Source organism: Pseudomonas sp. R3-56 (assembly GCF_051132075.1).
In the GTDB taxonomy this organism is placed as follows: domain Bacteria; phylum Pseudomonadota; class Gammaproteobacteria; order Pseudomonadales; family Pseudomonadaceae; genus Aquipseudomonas.
The window spans coordinates 429,246-449,000 of sequence record NZ_CP071657.1; the positions used below are offsets into that span (position 1 = coordinate 429,246).

Genomic DNA, 19,755 nt, shown 5'->3' on the forward strand with positions numbered 1-19,755 from the left:
GGACAGGGCTCGCGCGGGCTGGAAGCTGCGCTGTAGCGGTGTCGGGATGCCTTTTGCAAGACCGGGCGTCCGGGCGTGAGCCTGGCGGGAAGGCCCGAGTATAACAGAGCAATCGCCGCGCGCCGCTTTCCTGCTGCTCAACGGTGTATTTCAGTGGGGTACCGGGTCTTGCGGTGCCGCCTTGCCGGCCGGGTCGGCACCATAGCGGGCGCTCAGCTCGGCATAGGCCGGTTCGCGCTTGAAACGCTTGAGTTCAGCACCGAAGCGCTGCACCAGCAAATCCATGCCGGCGCTGCGCCGTACCGCCAGGTATTGGCTTTGACGGCTCACGACCGTGGGATTTTCGCTGATCTGGTCATCCATTTGCAGCGCCTTGAGCACATGCCGGCCCACTCGGCGGTCGGTGATGAGCAGGTCGATCCGGCCCAACTGCAACTTGCCGAAATTGGCTTCATGGGTGGGCGCGGTTTCCCGCTTGAACCGGGTCGATTCCCTGAACGCCTGGCTGTACAGATAACCCGGAGACGTGCCGACGGTCAGTCCTTCGAGCTCATCGAGCGTGCGAAACGGATGGGGCCGGGCGTTGGCGTAGAACATCACGAACTCGACGTCCGACAGCGGTTCGCTCGGGTAGAGCAGCAGGGAGTCGCGCTCCTCGCTGCGAAAGATATCCAGTGCACCGTCTGCCAGCCCCTGTTCCAGCATCGCCAGGCAACGCTTCCAAGGCAGGAACTGCCATTCGACATCAACGCCCAGGCGCTTGAACACGATGGCGGTGGTTTCATAGTCCAGGCCCAGGGCCCTGCCGTTCTCCTCATAGACGTAGGGCGCCCAGGGTTCGGTGACGATGCGCAGCTTCTCGGCCCGGGCGCAAACGCTCAGGCACAGGAGTAACAGGACGGTCAGGAGTTGGGTAAAGACGGGCATTGTCTGAGGTTACGATGAGAGCTCATCAAATAGCTAGAGCGCTCTGGCTCGCGGGTTGGTTGCCCTTTGCCTGCAAGGCGCATGAAAAAGGCCCGGGTTTTCACCAGGGCCTTTGCGTACCGGCACTTCAGTGCCTAGCGCGGCAGCTTGAGGTTGTTCCACACAGCGAGGCTCGGCTCGGCCTGGTTCAACGTGTAGAAGTGCAGGCCCGGCGCGCCACCTTGCAACAGTCGTTCACACATCTGCGTGATGACCTCCTCGCCGAAGCGTTGGATGCTGGCCGTGTCATCGCCGTAGGCTTCCAGTTGCTTGCGGATCCAGCGCGGGATTTCCGCGCCGCAGGCGTCGGAAAAACGCGCCAGTTTGCTGTAGTTGGTGATCGGCATGATGCCCGGTACCACCGGAATGTCGACACCCAACTTGCGCACACGCTCGACGAAGTAGAAGTAGCTGTCGGCGTTGAAGAAATACTGGGTAATCGCGCTGTTGGCGCCGGCGTTGGCCTTGCGCACGAAATTGCTCAGGTCGTCTTCGAAATTGCGTGCTTGCGGATGCATTTCCGGATACGCGGCGATTTCAATATGAAAGTGCTCGCCGGTCTCCTGGCGGATGAACTCGACGAGCTCGTTGGCGTGGCGCAGTTCACCGCTGGCCATGCCCATGCCCGAGGGCAGGTCACCGCGCAGGGCGACGATACGCTTGATGCCGGCGGCCTTGTACTGGGTCAGCAGGCTACGCAGGTCATCCTTGCTATCGCCCACGCAGGACAGGTGCGGAGCGGCCGGGACTTTGACTTCGCTTTCAAGCTGCAGCACGGTATTCATCGTGCGGTCACGGGTCGAACCGCCGGCGCCGTAGGTGCAGGAGAAAAAATCGGGGTTGTAGCCTGCCAGCTGTCGGGCAGTGGCAATCAGTTTTTCATGCCCAGCATCGGTCTTCGTCGGGAAGAACTCGAAGCTGTAGCGACGTTCTTGGGACATGGTCATATCCTTGGAAACTTGTAGGCCGGTGAGGCGCTCGGGCTCTTTGTGGGAGCGAGCTTGCTCGCGATTGGCATCGCCTCGGTCTGGCAGCTGGACCGAGGTGTCTGCATCGCGAGCAGGCTCGCTCCCACAAAGGAGCCGGCTCCCGCAGGGGGAGCCGCGCCGATCAGTAGCGGTAGGCGTGCGGCTTGAACGGGCCTTCGACGGTCACGCCGATGTAGTCAGCCTGTTGCTTGGTCAGCTTGGTGACCACGCCGCCGAAACCGCGGACCATTTCCAGGGCCACTTCTTCGTCGAGTTTCTTCGGCAATACTTCCACGGTCAGGCGCTCGGCTTTCTGCGCCGGTGGCAGGTCGGCGTATTTCTGGCCGAACAGGAAGATCTGGGCCAGGACCTGGTTGGCGAACGAACCGTCCATGATGCGGCTTGGGTGACCGGTGGCGTTGCCCAGGTTCACCAGGCGGCCTTCAGCCAGCAGGATCAGGTAGTCATCGTTCTGCGGGTCGAAGCTGCCGGTACCGGTGCGGTGAACTTTGTGCACCTGTGGCTTCACTTCTTCCCATGCCCAGTTCTTGCGCATGAAAGCGGTGTCGATTTCATTGTCGAAGTGACCGATGTTGCAGACCACGGCGCGCTTTTTCAGGGCCTTGAGCATGTTGGCGTCGCAGACGTTGACGTTGCCGGTGGTGGTCACGATCAGGTCGATCTTGCCCAGCAGTGCCTTGTCGACGCTGGCTTCGGTGCCGTCGTTGTTGCCGTCGATGAACGGCGAAACCAGTTCGAAACCGTCCATGCAGGCTTGCATGGCGCAGATCGGGTCGACTTCGGACACCTTGACGATCATGCCTTCCTGACGCAGGGACTGGGCCGAACCCTTGCCCACGTCACCGTAGCCGATCACCAGGGCCTGCTTGCCGGACAGCAAGTGGTCGGTGCCGCGCTTGATGGCGTCGTTGAGGCTGTGACGGCAACCGTACTTGTTGTCGTTCTTGCTCTTGGTCACCGAGTCGTTGACGTTGATGGCCGGGATCTTCAACTCTCCCTTGGCCAGCATGTCCAGCAGGCGGTGGACGCCGGTGGTGGTTTCTTCGGTCACGCCGTGGACCTTGTCCAGCACGGCCGGGTATTTCTTGTGCAGCAGCTCGGTCAGGTCGCCGCCGTCGTCGAGGATCATGTTGGTGTCCCATGGCTGGCCATCCTTGAGGATGGTCTGCTCCAGGCACCACTCATACTCTTGCTCGGTCTCGCCTTTCCAGGCGAAAACCGGGATGCCGGCAGCGGCGATCGCGGCAGCGGCCTGGTCCTGGGTCGAGAAAATGTTGCAGGACGACCAGCGCACTTCGGCACCCAGGGCAACCAGGGTTTCGATCAGCACGGCGGTCTGGATGGTCATGTGGATGCAGCCGAGGATTTTTGCGCCCTTCAATGGCTGTTCGCCAGAGTATTTGCGGCGCAGGCCCATCAGGGCTGGCATTTCGGATTCGGCGATGATGATTTCGCGACGGCCCCAGGCAGCCAGGGACATGTCGGCGACTTTGTAGTCGGTAAAAGCTGCAGGCGTGATAACAGCGCTCATGAAGAGCCTCCATTCGTAATGTATGCGAATGGGCGCCGTTGTGCGTTTAGTGCCAGTGCGGGGAACCCCGTACCAGCAACGCCCCATCCGAGCCTGACAGGTCGAGCCTGCTGCAGCGCCCCTCGGACAGGTGGCGGGAACGACCCAAAGCGTGGGCCGATGAAACGGGGGCGATTATAACGGGCTAAGCGGATCTTCCAAAGGGTTTCTGTCGGCAAATCAAAAATGCCGATGATCGTCATAGGGGCGGCGACGTAGAGGCTGCCCGCCGGGTCTGCCATGATGCCGGCATTCATCGGCCAGACGCTCAGGAGTGAACATGAATTTCCACACCCGCAAATGGGTCAAGCCCGAAGACCTCAACCCCAACGGCACGCTGTTCGGTGGCAGCCTGCTGCGCTGGATCGACGAAGAGGCGGCGATCTATGCCATCGTCCAGCTCGGTAACCAGCGTGTGGTCACCAAATACATCTCCGAAATCAACTTTGTCAGCGCCTCGCGCCAGGGCGACATCATCGAACTGGGCATCACCGCCACCGAGTTCGGCCGCACGTCCATCACCCTGACCTGCGAGGTGCGCAACAAGATCACTCGCAAGAGCATCCTGACGGTGGAAAAGATGGTTTTCGTCAACCTCGGTGAAGACGGCTTGCCCGCGCCCCATGGCCGGACCGAGATCAAGTACGTCAAGGATCAGTTCAAGGACGATACCGTCGAATAAGCCGAACCCTGTGGGAGCGAGCTTGCTCGCGATGACGGTTATACGTCCAACTCCGATGCAAGCTGACCCGCCGCCTTCGCGAGCAAGCTCGCTCCCACATTTGTATTCGAGCCACTACTGAACAGCTCCGAGCGCCGCGTGTCGTAGGTACATCACGCCACCGGTTCAGGAGCTGTATGGACACTCATAAAGACGGCAAGACCCCTGACCTCTCGGCAGAGGAGCAGCACGAGGTCGACCGCAACCAGCCGCCACGGGCGGCGGTATTGCATGAAATCATTCGCACCCAGGGTGATCAGGAGCTGGAGCGCAGTGTCGCCGCCCTGTGGTGGTCGGCCCTGGCGGCCGGTTTGACGATGGGCTTGTCGCTGATGGCGATGGGGCTGCTCAACTCCCGGTTGCCGGACCATGAAGGCTTCAAGGTCATCGCCAGTTTTGGCTACTGCGCCGGCTTCCTGGCCGTGATCCTCGCGCGACAGCAATTGTTCACCGAAAACACCCTGACGGCGGTGCTGCCGATCATGAGCAAACCCACGTTGGGCAATTTCGGCCGGTTGTTCCGGTTATGGGGCGTGGTGCTGGTGGGCAACCTGTGCGGCACCTTGCTGGTGGCCTATGTGATGCTGCACCTGCCGATCTTTGACCGGCGCACCGACCTGGCCTTTCTGGAGATTGGCCGCAAGGTGATGGAGAACGACACCGGCCAGATGTTCGCCAAAGGCATCATTTCCGGCTGGATGATCGCAACCATGGTGTGGATGATCCCCTCCATGGAGAACGCCAAGATGTGGATCATTGTCCTCATCACCTACCTCATGGCGCTTGGGGATTTCACCCACATCGTCGTGGGATCGGCCGAGGTGTCTTACCTGGTGTTTGCCGGGCAGCTGTCGTGGGAGGACTTCTGGATGGTGTTCGCCGCGCCGACCCTGGCGGGAAACATCATCGGCGGCAGCTTCATCTTTGCGCTGATCAGCCACGCCCAGGTGCGTAGCGAAACCAATACGCCCCTCAGTCGGCAGGGCCTGCCGCCGCGCCGACGTGACGTTGCCGATAAATGAAGTAAAGCGCGGTCAGTACGGTGAGTCCGCCGACCAGGGTGCCGGTCCACGGCAAATCGGCGAGGTCGGCGCCGCTGGCGACCACCAGGCCGCCGATCCAGGCGCCGGCCGCGTTGCCCAGGTTGAAGGCGCTCTGGTTCAGGGTCGAGCCCAGGTTGGGGGCTTCGTGGGCCTGGTCGATGATCAGCAATTGCAGGATCGGGCACAGGGCGAACGCAAAGACGCCCCACAACACCAGGGTGATCGCCGCCGGAATCACCGATTGGCTGGTCTGGCTGAACGCGGCGAGCACCAGCACCACGGCCAGCGCCATGCCCACAAGGGATGGCAGCAAGCGCCGGTCAGCCAGGCGTCCGCCCAAGAAACTCCCCGCCGTCAGGCCCACGCCGAATAACAACAGCATGACGGTGATGCCGTGGGGACTCACGCCAGTGATGTCCTGCAGGATCGGTGCGATGTAAGTGAACACGCTGAACAGGCTGGTCGAAGCCAGCACACTCATGCCCAGCGCCAGCAGCACATTGGCCTTGCCCAGCACCTTGAACTCACTGGCGAGGTTGGCCTTGTCCATGGGAATTTCCTTGGGCAGCCACACCCATTGGGCGATGGCTGCAATCACGCCGATGACCGCTACCGCCCAGAACGTCGATCGCCAGCCGGCGTATTGACCCAAGGCCGTGCCCAGCGGCACGCCCAGCACATTCGCCAGGGTCAGGCCGGTGAACATCATTGCAATCGCCTGGGCCCGTTTGTTCGGTGCTACCAGCCCGGCGGCCACCACCGACCCGATGCCAAAAAATGCCCCGTGACAGAGGGCGGTGATGACTCGGGCAGCCATCAGCGTGACGTAGTTCGGCGCGAGGGCGCAGAGCACGTTGCCGAGAATGAACATCAGCGTCATGCCCAGCAGCGTGGCCTTGCGCGGCATGTTCGCGGTGCCGATCGCCAGGATCGGTGCGCCGAATACCACCCCCAGCGCATAGCCGGTAATCAGCAGCCCGGCGTGGGGAATGCTTACGGCCAGGTCACGGGCGACATCGGGCAACAGCCCCATGATGACGAATTCAGTCGTGCCGATGCCGAAAGCGGCGACGGCCAAAGCAAGCAAGGCGAGTGGCATGCGCAAGGTCTCTGTCTGTAGTCTTGACGCTCTGATCAGGCATACGCATGCCGATGCCTTGGTTCGAATGAACGGGCAGCAGCAGAATTATTGGAATTGATCTATGCGCAACTGAGTGCGGCGTGGTCGGGTGCAGTATAACGGTGGTGGTGCTTTTCGGCATGCGCTAGCTGAAAGAACCTTTCGGCCGGCCGCGACTCTTAGCCTGCGGGCTGGCATGCTGTGATGAAGCTCTAGCGGTGCTTGACGCTCGATTCTCGATAAAACTCAATAAGGAAATGCGGTATGACGGTAGCCCTGTGGTGCGTTTTGATTGCTTTTATCCTGCCTTACCTGTGTATCGGCATCGCCAAGGCCGGCGGCAGATACAGATTGCAAGATAACCACGACCCCCGGGATTTTCTCGACTCGCTCGAAGGCGCTCCCCGCCGTGCCTACGCCGCGCAATTGAACAGCTTTGAAATCGCCCCGTTTTTTGCCGCCGCCGTGATCGTCGCGCATCTGGCCGGCAATGCCGAGCTGGTCACCATCAATGTGCTGGCGGTGCTGTTCATCACCAGCCGCTTGCTCTACATCATTTGCTACCTGGCGGACTGGGCGATCCTGCGTTCGCTGGTGTGGTTCGTGGGGGTAGGGTTGGTACTGAGTTTCTTCTTTGTTTCGGTCTGAGAATGGTTTTTGATGATGGTTGTTTTTGCTGGCCTCATCGCGAGCAAGCTCGCTCCCACAGTTGATCCCGGTGAATACAAATCTGATGTAGACACCGATCCAATGTGGGAGCGAGCTTGCTCGCGATGGGGCTAGGGGTTGGCGCTGACCGCATTCGCTACCTGTGGCACTTGCGGCAGCGCCATGCCCTTGGGCCACAACATCCAGATCTGACCTTGCTGTTTCATGTCCCCGGCCAGTTGCCCGGCCGCGTCCCCGGTGCCCCAGAACAGATCCGCTCGGACTTCGCCAGAGATCGCGCCCCCTGTGTCCTGGGCGGCGACGGGACGGTTCAGGGCGCTGCCATCGGGGCGATTCGTCGACAGCCACAGCAGGCTGCCCAACGGAATCACCTTGCGATCCACCGCCACGCTGTAGCCGGCGGTAAGCGGTACATTCAACGAGCCTCGCGGGCCTTCGTTGCTGTCGGGGTTGCGGTTGAAAAACACATAGCTGGGGTTGCTGCCCAGCAACTCGGGGATCCGCTCCGGATGGGCCTTGGCCCAGGCACTGATGGTGCCCATGGTCACGTCTTCTTTTTTCAGCTCGCCCTGTTCCACCAGCCAGCGGCCGATGGGCCGGTAGGGGTGGCCATTCTGGTCGGCATAACCGATGCGCAACTGGCGGCCGTCATCGAGCCGGATGCGTCCCGAACCCTGGATCTGCAGGAATTGCAGGTTCATCGGGTCGGTGAGCCAGGCGATGACCGGCGCCTTCACGCCGTTGGTCTCGATGGTGCTGGCGTCGTCGTAGGGTTTCAGCACGCGGCCTTCGAGACGCCCGCGCAGGCGTTTGCCCTTGAGCTCCGGGTAGAGGCTATCCAGCGCCACGACGATCATGTCTTCAGGCACACCGTAGACCGGGATATTCGCCGTGGCGGTCTGCGTGAGGCTGCCAGGATAGACCGGCTCGTAGTAGCCGGTAATCAGGCCGTTGGGGCTGTTGTCGCCCGAGCGCAGGCCATAGACGTCGAGGTTCTGTTTCAGGAAATTGCGTACCGCCGCGGCGGTTTGCGGCACATTGGCCGCCGCCGCGCAGCTCGGCCCCCAGGCCGCATCGGCCTTGAGGCGGGTGCAGGCGCTGCGCCAGGCGCCGAAGCCGGCCAGCAGGTCTTCATCGGCTACCGACGGCAGTGCCTCCCAGGGCGCGCTGACGTAGGTGGCGAGGGCATGAGTCTGAGGCTCCTCGACCTTTTCGCCGCGGTTGCAGCCGGCTAGCAGTGCAATCAGCGGTAAGGTCAACGCCAGGCCCGTGCGCCAGGACTTGAAGCGGCTGTTCATGATATTTCCTTTGCGGTCGTCCAGGCGCTGTCATGCGCCTGGCACCCGTATTGTTGATAGGGCCATTGGTGTTTTCCGACGACCCGGGGATACTAGCGGTCGTTTTCTGTCCAGAGGCCAAAATGTTTGTAAGACGGTTTTCCATGGCAGTGCTGGCCTGCCTGATGCTGTCCGCCTGTGGTGGTGTCGATCCCAACTCACCACTGGGCCAGCGCAAGACGATTTTCAAGCATATGCTCAAGACCAACGAAGAGTTGGGTGGCATGTTGCGTGGTCGTGTTCCGTTCGATGGCACGCGTTTCGCCGAAGGCGCGGTGCGACTGGATCAACTTTCCCACGAACCGTGGAAACATTTTCCGCAGGTGCGTGAGCAGGATCACACCAGCGCCCGGGACGAAGTCTGGCAGAAGCAGGCGCGTTTCCAGGAACTGGCCCGCAGTCTCGAAGCGGCCACCGCCGAATTGGTGATCGCCAGTCGGGTCCAGCCCTACCGGGCCAGTAACCTGGGTCCGGCGGTGCAGAAGGTCGAGGATGCGTGCAGTGCCTGTCATAAGGAATTCCGGGACTATTGAAATCCAGTCCGGTGCTTATTTATCCAACTCGTCTACCGCTTCCTGCAGCTCCTTGCGGGACGCCGCCAGCTTGTCCTTGCGCTTGTTGATTTTTTCCGCATCGCCTTTTTTCATGGCCTTTTCCAAATCGGCCTGACGGCGACTGACTTCATGCTTGGCCTCCAGCACCTTGTTTTCACGCTCCTTGCGCAGGGAAGCATCGGTGCAGTGGGTGGTGACTTCGGCCAGGGCTGTTTCCAGTCCGGCCTGCTGGTCCTGATTGCCTCGGGACTTGGCCAGTTCGATCTGGTTGATGATGCCTTGGCGCTTGGCTGCACAACCGGTCAGTTCCGGGCTCTGTTCATCCGCCATCAAGGGGGCGGCCATGGCACCGCATAAGGCCAGCAGGGCAACGGGGTACAGGAAATTCATAGCAACTCCGTATAAAAACTCACGAGCGGTCGGGACAGATGCGCAGTTGGAGCGCCTCCCGTCTCTTGGGTTCAACCGCACGGGCCGGACTAGAAGCCATCGACCCCTGCGGTGCGTAATGTTTCACTCAAGGCCAGTACCTGCGGGGCGCGAAAAAAAGCGCTCAGTTGCGCGGCGCGTCCCGGCCCGATACCCGTTTCGGCTTGCCATTGTTCAGTGTCGCGTTCAGCCAGGACCTCCCAGCGCTCCTCGAGCCTTGCCCCTCCGGTGGGCGGTACGCCAAGCGCCTTGAGCCATTGACGGAAGGGGCGCTGCCGGGCGCTGTCCAGGCTGGCGAGCAGACGGGCGCTGTTGCGTTCGCCGAAACCGGCAATGTTAGCAAGCTCGGCGGCATCAAGGGTCAACCAATCCAGCAATCCGTCGAGCTGGCCGGCGGCCAGCAGTTGCTCCCAGGTGCCGGGGCCAACATGGGGCAGGGCGAGCCCGTGCTTGCCGCTGAGCCAGTTCAGGCGCGCGAGGAACTGGCTTTCACAGCCAGGCGTCGGTTGCCAGCAGCTCAAGAAGTGATGATCGGCAGCGGCGGGGATGTCGAGGCTCCGGCGCTCGACACTGCGCAGCACGACACTGTCGAGCCGCGGAATGGTCAACCCGGCCAGGCTGATGGCGACCTGGTCGCCGGGACGGATATCCATGCCTTCCCAGCGCTTGAGTGAGCTGACGCTTACCCGGCGAATCTGGCGGTCGTCGAGCATCACCGGCGCAAGCTCCAGCACCGGCGTAATACGCCCGGTGCGGCCGATCTTGAAACGCACATCCCGCACCTCGGCCAGCGCCTGGGCGTGTGGGTATTTCCAGGCCACGCTCCACGAGGGCGCCCGGGCTTGCCAGCGGTCGGCGGGCGGGCGTCGACTCTGGCGCAAGACGACCCCGTCGCTGGCGAACGGCAGCGGCGTGCGGTACCAGTGGTTGCGCCAGTGTTGCGCATCGGCCAATGCCTGGATGGGCTGGCTATAAGCGGTCGCATTGGCGAAACCCAGTTCGTTCAGCGCGGCAATCCGTTCAGGCAGGGTCGCCGGCCCTTCCGGCCACTCCCACACGAACAGACCGATGCCAGACGCTTGTTCCGCGCTCAGGTCCTTGCGGGCCATCAGTCCCGCCACGATTGATCGAGCGTTAAGGCTGCCGCTGACGGCCTGTACGTGATCGTCGAGCCGCCAGTAGAGCTCCCCCTGGACGAGCAGGTCCGCAGGTTCGCGCAACCGTTGAGGGATGTCGCGGATCTTTCGTGCAGTGTTGGTCCAGTCATGTCCCTGGAGGCCATCGCCGCGGCTGATCGCCTGGTGTAGGCGCCCACTGCGATAAACCAGGGTAACCGCTACGCCATCGACTTTCGGCTGGGCCCAGACGTCGTCGCGACCGTCCAACCAGCTGCGCACGGCATCGGCGTCCTTGAGTTTATCCAGGCCGGTATGAGCGATCGGGTGGGCAACTTTCCCGCCAGCGGAGCGCAAGGGCGTGCCCGGCGACTCGAGGCCAAGGCAGTTGCGCCAATGTTCCAGTTGCGCCCGGGACTGATCGTAAAGCTCATCGGCCACCAGGGAGTGGCCGAGGCGGTGATAGGCGTCATCCCATGCGTCAATCTGTTGCTGGAGGACGTCGACCTGTGCCTGGGCGCGTTCGGGTGGCCCGCTCGGGCAGGGGGCCGCGATGACGGGCATGGCCAGTAAAAAGCCTACAAGTGCGCGCAATAACGACAGCATCGAAGCATCCTTGCCAGGTGAAGTACTGGAAGGCTAGTCAGTGTTGCAAAAGGCGCGAGGTCCAGTGCGTTACCGGGTTTTGCCAAGCGCGATGGCGCAGCTGTGGCGGTACAGTCGGCGGTGATTTGCTCGGGCAACTGTGCCTTGAACACGTCGGTGAGCGGTGCAGAATGGACACTCGATCCGCTCTGCCAGGAGTGCAACCGATGGACCTGACCACGCTCGCGGTCTTTATCCCGGCCTGCTTTGCGCTGAACATGGCGCCGGGCCCGAACAACCTGCTGTCGATCAGCAACGCCTCGCGTTATGGTTTCGTTCGCGCCTGCAGCGGTGGCATCGGCCGCCTGCTGGCGTTTGCGATCATGATCGCCCTGGCGGCGGTGGGGCTGACGGCGGTGTTGCACACCTCGGAGCTGTTGTTCCTCGGCATCAAGCTCGTCGGTGCCGGTTATCTTTTTTATCTCGCTGTGCAGTTGTGGCGTGCGCAACCTGAAGCCGCCGGCGAGGCAGAGGCCAGTTCGATGAGCATGGCCAGCCTGGCGCGCCAGGAATTCCTCGTGGCGATCGGCAATCCGAAGGCAATCCTGCTTTTTACCGCTTTCCTGCCGCAGTTCGTTGACCGCGCGGGCACCGTCACCCAGCAGTTCGCGGTGCTGGGCGGGCTGTTCCTGGCATTGGAATGCGTTGCCATTGGCTTGTATTGCTACATGGGTATTTATGCCCGGCGGCTGTTCGCCCGGCCGAGTGGCAAGCGGTTGTTCAACCGGATGTGCGCGGGGTTACTGGCGAGCGCGGCTTCGTTTTTGTTGGTGGCGCGGCGGACTTGAAAAGCTTGATACACCCTGAGGTTTGAAGGGGGGCGCTTCGCACCCCAGCGGGAGCAAGCTCCCTCGCCACGAAGGCGTAAAAAAGCCCCTGGCGACCGAGTCGGCAGGGGCTTTTCACAGCCGCGGGGTATTACAGGCCGGCAGCGGCGCGCAGGGCGTCGGCGCGGTCGGTTTTTTCCCAGGTGAAGGTGGTGAAGGTGTCGTCACCCACCGTCTTGGTCTGCGGCGTGCGGCCGAAGTGGCCGTAGGCTGCGGTGTCCTGGTACATCGGGTGCAGCAGATCAAGCATGGTGGTGATCGCGTACGGACGCAGGTCGAACACTTCACGGACCAATTGGATGATCTTGTCATCGCCAATCTTGCCGGTGCCGAAGGTGTTCAGCGAAATCGACGTAGGCTGGGCGACGCCGATGGCGTAGGACACCTGGATCTCGCAGCGCTCGGCCAGGCCGGCGGCAACGATGTTCTTGGCCACATAACGACCGGCGTAGGCGGCCGAGCGGTCAACCTTGGACGGGTCCTTGCCAGAGAACGCGCCGCCGCCATGACGGGCCATGCCGCCGTAGCTGTCGACGATGATCTTGCGACCGGTCAGGCCACAGTCACCCACCGGGCCACCGATGATGAACTGGCCGGTCGGGTTGATGTGGAACTGGGTGTCCTTGGACAGCAGTTCGGCAGGCAGCACGTGCTTGACGATCAGCTCCATCACGCCTTCGCGCAAGTCTTTGTAGGACACTTCGGGGTTGTGCTGGGTCGACAGCACGACCGCGTCGATGCCAACCACCTTGCCACCTTCGTAACGGCAGGTCACTTGGGACTTGGCGTCCGGGCGCAGCCAAGGCAGCAGGCCGGATTTGCGCGCTTCAGCCTGGCGCTGGACCAGCTGGTGCGAAAAGGTGATCGGTGCCGGCATCAGCACGTCGGTTTCGTTGCTGGCGTAGCCGAACATCAGGCCCTGGTCGCCGGCGCCCTGGTCTTCCGGCTTGGCGCGGTCAACGCCCTGGTTGATGTCCGGCGACTGCTTGCCGATGATGTTCATCACGCCGCAGGTCGCGCCGTCGAAGCCGACGTCGGAGCTGTTGTAGCCGATGCCCAGGATCACGTCGCGAACGATCTGCTCCAGGTCGACCCAGGCCGAGGTGGTGACTTCGCCGGCGATGATCGCCACGCCCGTTTTCACCAGAGTCTCGCACGCCACGCGGGCGAACTTGTCTTCAGCAATGATGGCGTCCAGCACCGCATCAGAAATCTGGTCGGCGATTTTGTCCGGATGCCCTTCAGACACGGACTCGGAGGTGAAAAGGGAGTATTCGCTCATCTCGATGTTTTCCTACAAGTTACCGATGGTGAGTGTCGCCAGCCGGTCGCTGAAAATGGCGAACCTGGATCTGGAAACCATTACGTAAGCCTACATAGAGGCTTTCCCCGGGCACGAGGCCCGCAGCGGTGGCCCAACGGGCCAGATCGTCCTGTTCAAACCCCAGCCAGAGATCACCGCAGGCCTCCTTGGCCCAACTCTGGTTGTGGCTGCATAACTCTGTCACCAACAGACTACCGCCCGGTTGCAGCAGGTTGGCCATGTGCTTGAGTGCATCGGCCGGCGCGGCAAAATGGTGAAGCACCATGTTCAATACAACACAGTCGACCTGCAGGCTCACACCGTTGAGGGCATCGGCCAGTTGCAGGCGGACATTAGCCAGGGACTCACGTTCGCACACCTGGCGGGCCAGTTCGAGCATCGCCGGGCTGTTGTCCAGCGCGGTCACCTGGCTGAAGCGCCGCGCCAGTTCCGGCAGGAATGCACCGTCGCCGGGGCCGACTTCCATCGCTGTGGCGGTGGGCTCGAAGCTGAGCTTGTCCAGCAGCGCCACGACGCTGTCACGGTATTGCGGCAGTCCTGCGATCAGGTCCTGCTGGGCGCGAAATTTCTCCGCCACCCGGGCGAAAAAATCCTGGCTGGCGGCGGCTCGTTGCCCGTGTACCTGGGCGATGCGGGCTTGCACGTCCAGCGGCAAGTCCAGTTCGTCCACCTCTTCAAGCAGCGCTGCGTGCAGCTTGCCGCCCAGCAGTTCGGTGTGGGGCAGGGCGCGGCGGTAGAAAATCGCGTTGCCTTCACGGCGCGTCGCCACCAGGTCGGCCTGGGCCAGCACCTTCAAATGGTGGCTCATGCCGGACTGGCCGATGCCGAAGATCTGCGCCAGTTCCAGAACGCCGAACGAGTCGTTGGCCAGGGCGCGCAATACATTGAGCCGCAGCGGATCGCCGCCGGCCTTGCAAAGGGCCGCCAGCTCATCGCAATCGTCATGGCGAATGGAAGGCACGCGTAAATTCATGGGCGGCAGTCTAGTGACGGGTCTGGCGCATCGCAAGGTCAATATCAAAAAGTTTTGATATTGCTCGATAAATGGCACTTCCCAGCAGCAGCTTGACTCTACCCAGCAACAGCGGAAAGGTTTCACCTGACCGATGCGGCTTTATCCGGCGCAAATATCGCCTTTGGACGAGTATCTGATTGCCCCGAGGCGGGTGGGTGAGGGAAAATGCTCGCCTTTTTCAGTTTCGTTATTCAAAAACCAGGAGATCAGCGATGCCCAGCCGTCGTGAGCGTGCCAATGCCATTCGTGCCCTCAGCATGGATGCCGTGCAGAAAGCCAACAGCGGCCATCCCGGTGCCCCCATGGGTATGGCGGATATCGCCGAGGTGCTTTGGCGCGACTACCTCAAGCACAACCCGAGCAACCCATCGTTTGCCGACCGCGACCGCTTCGTGCTGTCCAACGGCCACGGCTCGATGTTGATCTACTCGCTGCTGCACCTGACCGGCTATGACCTGTCGATCGATGACCTGAAGAACTTCCGCCAGCTGCACAGCCGCACCCCGGGCCACCCGGAATACGGCTACACCCCAGGCGTTGAAACCACCACCGGTCCGTTGGGCCAGGGCCTGGCCAACGCCGTGGGCTTCGCTTTGGCGGAAAAAGTCCTGGCGGCGCAGTTCAACCGTCCTGGCCACGACATCGTCGATCACCACACCTACGTGTTCCTGGGTGATGGCTGCATGATGGAAGGCATTTCCCACGAAGTCGCTTCCCTGGCCGGTACCCTGGGCCTGGACAAGCTGATCGCCTTTTACGATGACAACGGCATTTCCATCGACGGCGAGGTCGAAGGCTGGTTCACCGACGACACCCCCAAGCGCTTCGAAGCCTACAACTGGCTGGTGATCCGCAACGTCGACGGTCACGACCCGGAAGAAATCAAGATCGCCATCGAGACTGCGCGCAAGAGCGCCCAGCCGACACTGATCTGCTGCAAGACCACCATCGGTTTCGGTTCGCCGAACAAGCAGGGCAAGGAAGACTGCCACGGCGCGCCACTGGGTGCCGAGGAAATCGCCCTGACCCGCGCCGCGCTGAAGTGGGAACACGGCCCGTTCGAAATCCCGGCCGACATTTATGCCGAGTGGGACGCCAAGGAAAAAGGCCGCGCGGCCGAAGCCGAGTGGGACCAGCGTTTTGCAGCCTACTCCGCCGAATTCCCTGAGCTGGCCAACGAACTGGTACGTCGCCTCAGCGGCGAGTTGCCGGCCGATTTCGCCGAGAAAGCTTCTGCCTACATCGCCGAAGTCGCGGCCAAGGGCGAAACCATCGCCAGCCGCAAGGCCAGCCAGAACACCCTGAACGCCTTCGGCCCATTGCTGCCGGAACTGCTGGGCGGTTCGGCCGACCTGGCCGGCTCCAACCTGACCCTGTGGAAAGGCTGCAAGGGTGTAACCGCCGAAGACGCCAGCGGCAACTACATGTACTACGGTGTTCGTGAGTTCGGCATGAGCGCGATCATGAACGGCGTTGCCCTGCACGGCGGCCTGGTGCCTTACGGCGCGACCTTCCTGATGTTCATGGAATACGCCCGCAACGCTGTGCGTATGTCGGCGCTGATGAAAAAACGCATCCTGTACGTGTTCACCCACGACTCCATCGGCCTGGGCGAAGACGGCCCGACTCACCAGCCGATCGAGCAACTGGCGAGCCTGCGCTGCACGCCGAACCTGGACACCTGGCGCCCATGCGACGCCGTGGAGTCCGCTGTGGCCTGGAAACACGCCATCGAGCGCAACGATGGCCCATCGGCGTTGATCTTCTCGCGCCAGAACCTGCAGCACCAGGAGCGCGATGCCGGCCAGATCGGCGACATCAGCCGTGGCGGCTATGTGCTCAAGGACTGCATCGGCGAGCCTGAGCTGATCCTGATCGCCACCGGTTCGGAAGTCGGCCTGGCCGTCCAGGCCTTCGACAAGCTGACCGGGCAGGGCCGCAACGTGCGCGTGGTCTCCATGCCTTGCACCAGCGTGTTCGACGCCCAGGATGCCGGCTACAAGCAAGCGGTGTTGCCGTTGCAGGTCAGCGCGCGCATTGCCATCGAAGCCGCTCACGCCGATTACTGGTACAAGTACGTCGGCCTGGAAGGCCGCGTGATCGGCATGACCACCTACGGTGAGTCGGCGCCTGCGTCGGCGCTGTTCGAAGAGTTCGGCTTCACCCTGGAGAACATTCTGGGGCAGGCTGAAGAGCTGCTGGAAGACTGATCCGCTAATTGTGTCGTCTGGACTGCCGCCTTCGCGAGCAAGCCCGCTCCCACATGAGATTGCATTTCAATGTGGGAGCGGGCTTGCTCGCGAAAGCGGTGGCTCGGGCAATACTGAGCTGAAGGATTCACCACGGTAATCGAGAACCCCATGCCCCAACCGCGTCCCTACAAAGTTGCACTCAACGGCTACGGCCGCATTGGTCGTTGCGTCTTGCGTGCGTTGTTCGAGCGAGGGGCGGAGGCCGGGTTCGAGATTGTGGCCATCAACGATCTGGCCGACATGGCCAGCATCGAATACCTGACACGCTTTGACTCCACCCACGGCCGGTTTCCCGGCGAAGTGCGGGTCGAGGGCGATTGTCTGCACATTAATGGCGACTGCGTGAAGGTCCTGCGCAGCGCCACGCCCGAAGGCATCGATTGGGCGTCCCTGAACGTCGATCTGGTGCTTGAGTGCTCCGGCGCCTATAACACCCGTGACGATGGCCAGCGGTTCATCGCTGCCGGCGCGCCACGGGTGCTGTTCTCCCAGCCGATGGCCAGCGAGGCCGACGTTGACGCCACCATCGTCTACGGTGTGAACCAGGACTGCCTGACCGGCGAAGAGCTGCTGGTGTCCAACGCGTCCTGCACCACCAACTGCGGCGTGCCGCTGTTGCGCCTGCTGGACCAGGCTATCGGCCTGGAATACGTGTCGATCACCACCATCCACTCGGCGATGAATGATCAGCCGGTGATCGACGCCTATCACCACGAGGATTTGCGCCGTACCCGTTCGGCCTTCCAATCGGTGATTCCGGTGTCCACTGGTCTGGCGCGCGGCATTGAACGGCTGTTGCCGGAACTTGCCGGGCGAATTCAGGCCAAAGCCGTGCGGGTGCCGACGGTCAACGTGTCTTGCCTCGACATCACGATGCAGACTGTGAGCGATACCGACGCCATCGAGGTCAACCGGATCCTGCGCGAAGCCGCCACCAGCGGCCCGCTCAAAGGCCTCCTGGCCTACACCGAGTTGCCTCACGCCAGTTGTGATTTCAACCACGACCCACATTCGGCCATCGTCGATGCCAGCCAGACCCGCGTTTCCGGGCCCAGGCTTGTAAACATCCTGGCCTGGTTCGACAACGAATGGGGTTTTGCCAATCGTATGCTGGACGTTGCCGAGCATTACCTGAAAACCGCTTCCAATAAACCTGCTCTCTAAACAGTTACCCAGGAATTGCGACCCATGACCGTGTTGAAGATGTCCGACCTCGATCTGCAAGGTAAGCGCGTACTGATTCGCGAAGACCTCAACGTCCCCGTCAAGGACGGTGTTGTCACCAGCGACGCGCGCATCCTGGCCTCGCTGCCGACCATCAAGCTGGCCCTGGAAAAAGGCGCGGCGGTGATGGTCTGCTCGCACCTGGGCCGTCCGACCGAAGGTGAATTCTCGGCCGAGAACAGCCTCAAGCCGGTGGCGGATTACCTGAGCAAGGCCCTGGGCCGCGACGTGCCGTTGATCGCCGATTACCTGGGCGGCGTCGACGTCAAGGCTGGCAATGTCGTGCTGTTCGAAAACGTGCGCTTCAACAAGGGCGAGAAAAAGAACGCCGATGAGCTGGCCCAGCAATATGCCGCCCTGTGCGACGTGTTCGTGATGGACGCCTTCGGTACCGCGCACCGCGCCGAGGGCTCGACCCACGGCGTGGCCAAGTTCGCCAAAGTCGCCGCCGCGGGTCCATTGCTGGCGGCCGAGCTGGACGCGCTGGGCAAGGCCCTGGGCTCGCCAGCCCAGCCGATGGCCGCCATCGTTGCCGGCTCCAAGGTTTCGACCAAACTGGACGTGCTCAACAGCCTGAGCCAGGTCTGCAACCAGTTGATCGTCGGTGGCGGCATCGCCAACACCTTCCTCGCCGCCGCCGGTCACCCGGTAGGCAAGTCCCTGTACGAGCCGGATCTGCTGGACACCGCCCGTGAAATCGCCGCCAAGGTCAGCGTACCGTTGCCCGTGGACGTGGTGGTTGCCAAGGAATTCGCCGAAAGTGCCACCGCCACCGTCAAGCTGATCGACGATGTGGCCGAGGACGATATGATCCTCGATATCGGCCCGCAAACCGCGGCGAACTTCGCCGAACTGCTGAAATCCTCCCAGACCATCCTGTGGAACGGTCCGGTCGGTGTGTTCGAGTTCGACCAGTTTGGCAACGGCACCAAGGTGCTGGCCCAGGCGATCGCCGAAAGCGCTGCGTTTTCCATCGCGGGCGGTGGCGACACCCTGGCTGCCATCGATAAATATGGCGTAGCCGAGCAGATCTCCTACATTTCTACCGGTGGTGGCGCGTTCCTCGAATTCGTCGAGGGCAAAGTGCTTCCTGCCGTGGAAGTCCTGGAAAGCCGGGCCAAGGCCTGAGGCGACGTTGACCAGGCAAAGGAGTGTTCCGATGGTCAAGACGTTCATGTCGCTGATGGCCGCGACGCTGTTGGTGGCTTGCTCGAGCAGCCCGCAAGCCACCGCGCCGGATACGGCGGCGCCAGTGCCTGAGCAAGGTTGTTATCAGGCTGACTGGCAGGCCGAGACCAACCCGGTACTGAACAAGCGTTCCGGGCCGGACGGCCTGGATAAATACGAGACGCAGGCGCCGGTCAAGGAACATGGTTGCCCTTGACGGGTCAGACTCTTAACTCATGGCGAGCGGCACGGGCCGCCCGTCGAGGAACACGGATGAAAGGCTTTATCGCCGTCGTGGCGTTGGCATTGTTGGCCGGTTGCTCGCAACTGGGTTTTTTGCAGTCGTCCGAGCCTGCTGCAGAGGGCTGGACGAGTTGGACATGTGACAGCGAGGCCAAGGTGCTCTGGCGTTATGCCGATGCAGCGCGCAAGGAAGTCGATGTCCGGCTGGGCGGCGCTGACAAGGTTTATCGCCTCAAGCTTGAGCCCGGCGCCGAAGGTTCGCTGTACAGCGATGACATGCTGGCGTTGCACATCAAGGGTGAGGAAGGCCTGGCGTATTGGGTCGCCACCAATGATCTGATTGGGCGGGGCTGCAAGGCCGATTGACAGGATTCAGCTGATTCACACAGATCTGAATAGGGAAAGCAGATCCCATGTGGGAGCGAGCTTGCTCGCGATAGCGGTCTATCAGGCAACAGAGATGTTGAATGTGCCACCCTCATCGCGAGCAAGCTCGCTCCCACAGGGATCGCGCCAATGTTTGGGTTTGGCGATACGGAACACGC

Annotated in this window: 18 protein-coding genes, 1 pseudogene and 1 riboswitch; of the genes and pseudogenes, 10 read left to right on the top strand and 9 right to left on the bottom strand. The window is 62.0% G+C overall.

What is annotated here, in order from left to right; all coding sequences use genetic code 11:
- Window positions 1–115 precede the first annotated feature (115 nt).
- The 3 genes and pseudogenes from J3P96_RS02070 to ahcY form a co-directional block, all read right to left on the bottom strand.
- A pseudogene (locus J3P96_RS02070) lies at window positions 116–927 on the bottom strand (substrate-binding periplasmic protein); the annotation flags it as partial.
- A gap of 134 nt (window positions 928–1,061) precedes the next feature.
- Window positions 1,062–1,907, bottom strand: coding sequence for a methylenetetrahydrofolate reductase [NAD(P)H] (gene metF / locus J3P96_RS02075; protein ID WP_305498220.1), 846 nt, complete (start codon window positions 1,905–1,907; stop codon window positions 1,062–1,064).
- 169 nt (window positions 1,908–2,076) lie between these two features.
- Window positions 2,077–3,486: an adenosylhomocysteinase gene (ahcY, locus tag J3P96_RS02080; RefSeq protein WP_305498222.1), complete on the bottom strand. Its 1,410-nt coding sequence runs from the start codon at window positions 3,484–3,486 to the stop codon at window positions 2,077–2,079.
- Between the two features lie 23 nt (window positions 3,487–3,509).
- Window positions 3,510–3,616, bottom strand: a riboswitch (S-adenosyl-L-homocysteine riboswitch).
- Window positions 3,617–3,805: 189 nt separating this feature from the next.
- Here ahcY and J3P96_RS02085 point away from each other — a divergent pair.
- Complete coding sequence (locus J3P96_RS02085; RefSeq protein WP_030137870.1) at window positions 3,806–4,207, top strand: acyl-CoA thioesterase; 402 nt, start codon at window positions 3,806–3,808, stop codon at window positions 4,205–4,207.
- Between the two features lie 176 nt (window positions 4,208–4,383).
- Window positions 4,384–5,268 carry a formate/nitrite transporter family protein gene (locus J3P96_RS02090; protein ID WP_434560358.1) on the top strand — a complete coding sequence of 295 codons (885 nt, stop codon included), beginning with the start codon at window positions 4,384–4,386 and terminating at the stop codon, window positions 5,266–5,268.
- Here the strand turns inward: J3P96_RS02090 and J3P96_RS02095 are convergent.
- Window positions 5,219–6,388 (bottom strand): MFS transporter, encoded by a 1,170-nt coding sequence (locus J3P96_RS02095; protein WP_434655026.1) that lies wholly within the window; start codon window positions 6,386–6,388, stop codon window positions 5,219–5,221. The two genes, J3P96_RS02090 and J3P96_RS02095, sit on opposite strands and share 50 nt — an antisense overlap.
- Window positions 6,389–6,673: 285 nt before the next feature.
- On the opposite strand from J3P96_RS02095, the gene J3P96_RS02100 reads away from it, so the two are divergent.
- Window positions 6,674–7,057: an MAPEG family protein gene (locus J3P96_RS02100; RefSeq protein WP_249877090.1), complete on the top strand. Its 384-nt coding sequence runs from the start codon at window positions 6,674–6,676 to the stop codon at window positions 7,055–7,057.
- Between the two features lie 131 nt (window positions 7,058–7,188).
- Here J3P96_RS02100 and mltA read toward each other — a convergent pair whose 3' ends face one another.
- Complete coding sequence (gene mltA, locus J3P96_RS02105) at window positions 7,189–8,376, bottom strand: murein transglycosylase A (RefSeq protein ID WP_434655029.1); 1,188 nt, start codon at window positions 8,374–8,376, stop codon at window positions 7,189–7,191.
- A 122-nt stretch (window positions 8,377–8,498) separates the two neighbouring features.
- Between mltA and J3P96_RS02110 the strand changes: the two genes are divergently transcribed.
- Window positions 8,499–8,948, top strand: a complete 450-nt coding sequence (locus tag J3P96_RS02110) for a c-type cytochrome (RefSeq protein WP_434655032.1) — start codon at window positions 8,499–8,501, stop codon at window positions 8,946–8,948.
- Window positions 8,949–8,963: 15 nt separating this feature from the next.
- Here the strand turns inward: J3P96_RS02110 and J3P96_RS02115 are convergent, their stop codons facing one another.
- Both J3P96_RS02115 and ligB read right to left on the bottom strand, forming a co-directional pair.
- Window positions 8,964–9,359 carry a DUF1090 domain-containing protein gene (locus tag J3P96_RS02115; protein ID WP_434655035.1) on the bottom strand — a complete coding sequence of 132 codons (396 nt, stop codon included), beginning with the start codon at window positions 9,357–9,359 and terminating at the stop codon, window positions 8,964–8,966.
- Window positions 9,360–9,448: 89 nt separating this feature from the next.
- On the bottom strand, window positions 9,449–11,119 hold the full coding sequence (gene ligB / locus J3P96_RS02120) for an NAD-dependent DNA ligase LigB (protein ID WP_434655037.1): 1,671 nt from the start codon (window positions 11,117–11,119) through the stop codon (window positions 9,449–9,451).
- 206 nt (window positions 11,120–11,325) lie between these two features.
- On the opposite strand from ligB, the gene J3P96_RS02125 reads away from it, so the two are divergent.
- On the top strand, window positions 11,326–11,946 hold the full coding sequence (locus J3P96_RS02125; RefSeq protein ID WP_434560370.1) for a LysE family translocator: 621 nt from the start codon (window positions 11,326–11,328) through the stop codon (window positions 11,944–11,946).
- Between the two features lie 130 nt (window positions 11,947–12,076).
- On the opposite strand, the gene metK is transcribed toward J3P96_RS02125, so the two are convergent.
- Together metK and J3P96_RS02135 are read right to left on the bottom strand one after the other, a co-directional pair.
- Window positions 12,077–13,267 carry a methionine adenosyltransferase gene (gene metK / locus J3P96_RS02130; protein ID WP_030137860.1) on the bottom strand — a complete coding sequence of 397 codons (1,191 nt, stop codon included), beginning with the start codon at window positions 13,265–13,267 and terminating at the stop codon, window positions 12,077–12,079.
- Between the two features lie 19 nt (window positions 13,268–13,286).
- Entirely contained in the window at window positions 13,287–14,282 is a 996-nt protein-coding gene (locus J3P96_RS02135) for an ArsR/SmtB family transcription factor (RefSeq protein ID WP_434655041.1), read from the bottom strand.
- Window positions 14,283–14,536: 254 nt separating this feature from the next.
- On the opposite strand from J3P96_RS02135, the gene tkt reads away from it, so the two are divergent.
- The 5 genes from tkt to J3P96_RS02160 all read left to right on the top strand — a co-directional run bounded on the left by tkt (window position 14,537) and on the right by J3P96_RS02160 (window position 19,576).
- Window positions 14,537–16,534 carry a transketolase gene (gene tkt / locus J3P96_RS02140; protein WP_434571242.1) on the top strand — a complete coding sequence of 666 codons (1,998 nt, stop codon included), beginning with the start codon at window positions 14,537–14,539 and terminating at the stop codon, window positions 16,532–16,534.
- A 150-nt stretch (window positions 16,535–16,684) separates the two neighbouring features.
- Window positions 16,685–17,740, top strand: coding sequence for an erythrose-4-phosphate dehydrogenase (gene epd, locus J3P96_RS02145; protein WP_434655043.1), 1,056 nt, complete (start codon window positions 16,685–16,687; stop codon window positions 17,738–17,740).
- Window positions 17,741–17,764: 24 nt separating this feature from the next.
- A complete protein-coding gene (locus tag J3P96_RS02150) occupies window positions 17,765–18,928 on the top strand; it encodes a phosphoglycerate kinase (protein ID WP_434655046.1) in 1,164 nt (387 codons plus the stop codon).
- A 31-nt stretch (window positions 18,929–18,959) separates the two neighbouring features.
- Entirely contained in the window at window positions 18,960–19,184 is a 225-nt protein-coding gene (locus J3P96_RS02155; RefSeq protein WP_434571247.1) for a hypothetical protein, read from the top strand.
- 56 nt (window positions 19,185–19,240) lie between these two features.
- Entirely contained in the window at window positions 19,241–19,576 is a 336-nt protein-coding gene (locus tag J3P96_RS02160; protein WP_434571249.1) for an MliC family protein, read from the top strand.
- Window positions 19,577–19,755 lie beyond the last annotated feature (179 nt).

What these genes read in the sequence shown, in the direction of transcription:
- metF (WP_305498220.1), bottom strand. Translation starts at nt 1,907, where the DNA reads ATGTCCCAAGAACGTCGCTACAGCTTCGAGTTCTTCCCGACGAAGACC.
- ahcY (WP_305498222.1), bottom strand. Translation starts at nt 3,486, where the DNA reads ATGAGCGCTGTTATCACGCCTGCAGCTTTTACCGACTACAAAGTCGCC.
- J3P96_RS02085 (WP_030137870.1), top strand. Translation starts at nt 3,806, where the DNA reads ATGAATTTCCACACCCGCAAATGGGTCAAGCCCGAAGACCTCAACCCC.
- J3P96_RS02090 (WP_434560358.1), top strand. Translation starts at nt 4,384, where the DNA reads ATGGACACTCATAAAGACGGCAAGACCCCTGACCTCTCGGCAGAGGAG.
- J3P96_RS02095 (WP_434655026.1), bottom strand. Translation starts at nt 6,388, where the DNA reads ATGCCACTCGCCTTGCTTGCTTTGGCCGTCGCCGCTTTCGGCATCGGC.
- J3P96_RS02100 (WP_249877090.1), top strand. Translation starts at nt 6,674, where the DNA reads ATGACGGTAGCCCTGTGGTGCGTTTTGATTGCTTTTATCCTGCCTTAC.
- mltA (WP_434655029.1), bottom strand. Translation starts at nt 8,376, where the DNA reads ATGAACAGCCGCTTCAAGTCCTGGCGCACGGGCCTGGCGTTGACCTTA.
- J3P96_RS02110 (WP_434655032.1), top strand. Translation starts at nt 8,499, where the DNA reads ATGTTTGTAAGACGGTTTTCCATGGCAGTGCTGGCCTGCCTGATGCTG.
- J3P96_RS02115 (WP_434655035.1), bottom strand. Translation starts at nt 9,359, where the DNA reads ATGAATTTCCTGTACCCCGTTGCCCTGCTGGCCTTATGCGGTGCCATG.
- ligB (WP_434655037.1), bottom strand. Translation starts at nt 11,119, where the DNA reads ATGCTGTCGTTATTGCGCGCACTTGTAGGCTTTTTACTGGCCATGCCC.
- J3P96_RS02125 (WP_434560370.1), top strand. Translation starts at nt 11,326, where the DNA reads ATGGACCTGACCACGCTCGCGGTCTTTATCCCGGCCTGCTTTGCGCTG.
- metK (WP_030137860.1), bottom strand. Translation starts at nt 13,267, where the DNA reads ATGAGCGAATACTCCCTTTTCACCTCCGAGTCCGTGTCTGAAGGGCAT.
- J3P96_RS02135 (WP_434655041.1), bottom strand. Translation starts at nt 14,282, where the DNA reads ATGAATTTACGCGTGCCTTCCATTCGCCATGACGATTGCGATGAGCTG.
- tkt (WP_434571242.1), top strand. Translation starts at nt 14,537, where the DNA reads ATGCCCAGCCGTCGTGAGCGTGCCAATGCCATTCGTGCCCTCAGCATG.
- epd (WP_434655043.1), top strand. Translation starts at nt 16,685, where the DNA reads ATGCCCCAACCGCGTCCCTACAAAGTTGCACTCAACGGCTACGGCCGC.
- J3P96_RS02150 (WP_434655046.1), top strand. Translation starts at nt 17,765, where the DNA reads ATGACCGTGTTGAAGATGTCCGACCTCGATCTGCAAGGTAAGCGCGTA.
- J3P96_RS02155 (WP_434571247.1), top strand. Translation starts at nt 18,960, where the DNA reads ATGGTCAAGACGTTCATGTCGCTGATGGCCGCGACGCTGTTGGTGGCT.
- J3P96_RS02160 (WP_434571249.1), top strand. Translation starts at nt 19,241, where the DNA reads ATGAAAGGCTTTATCGCCGTCGTGGCGTTGGCATTGTTGGCCGGTTGC.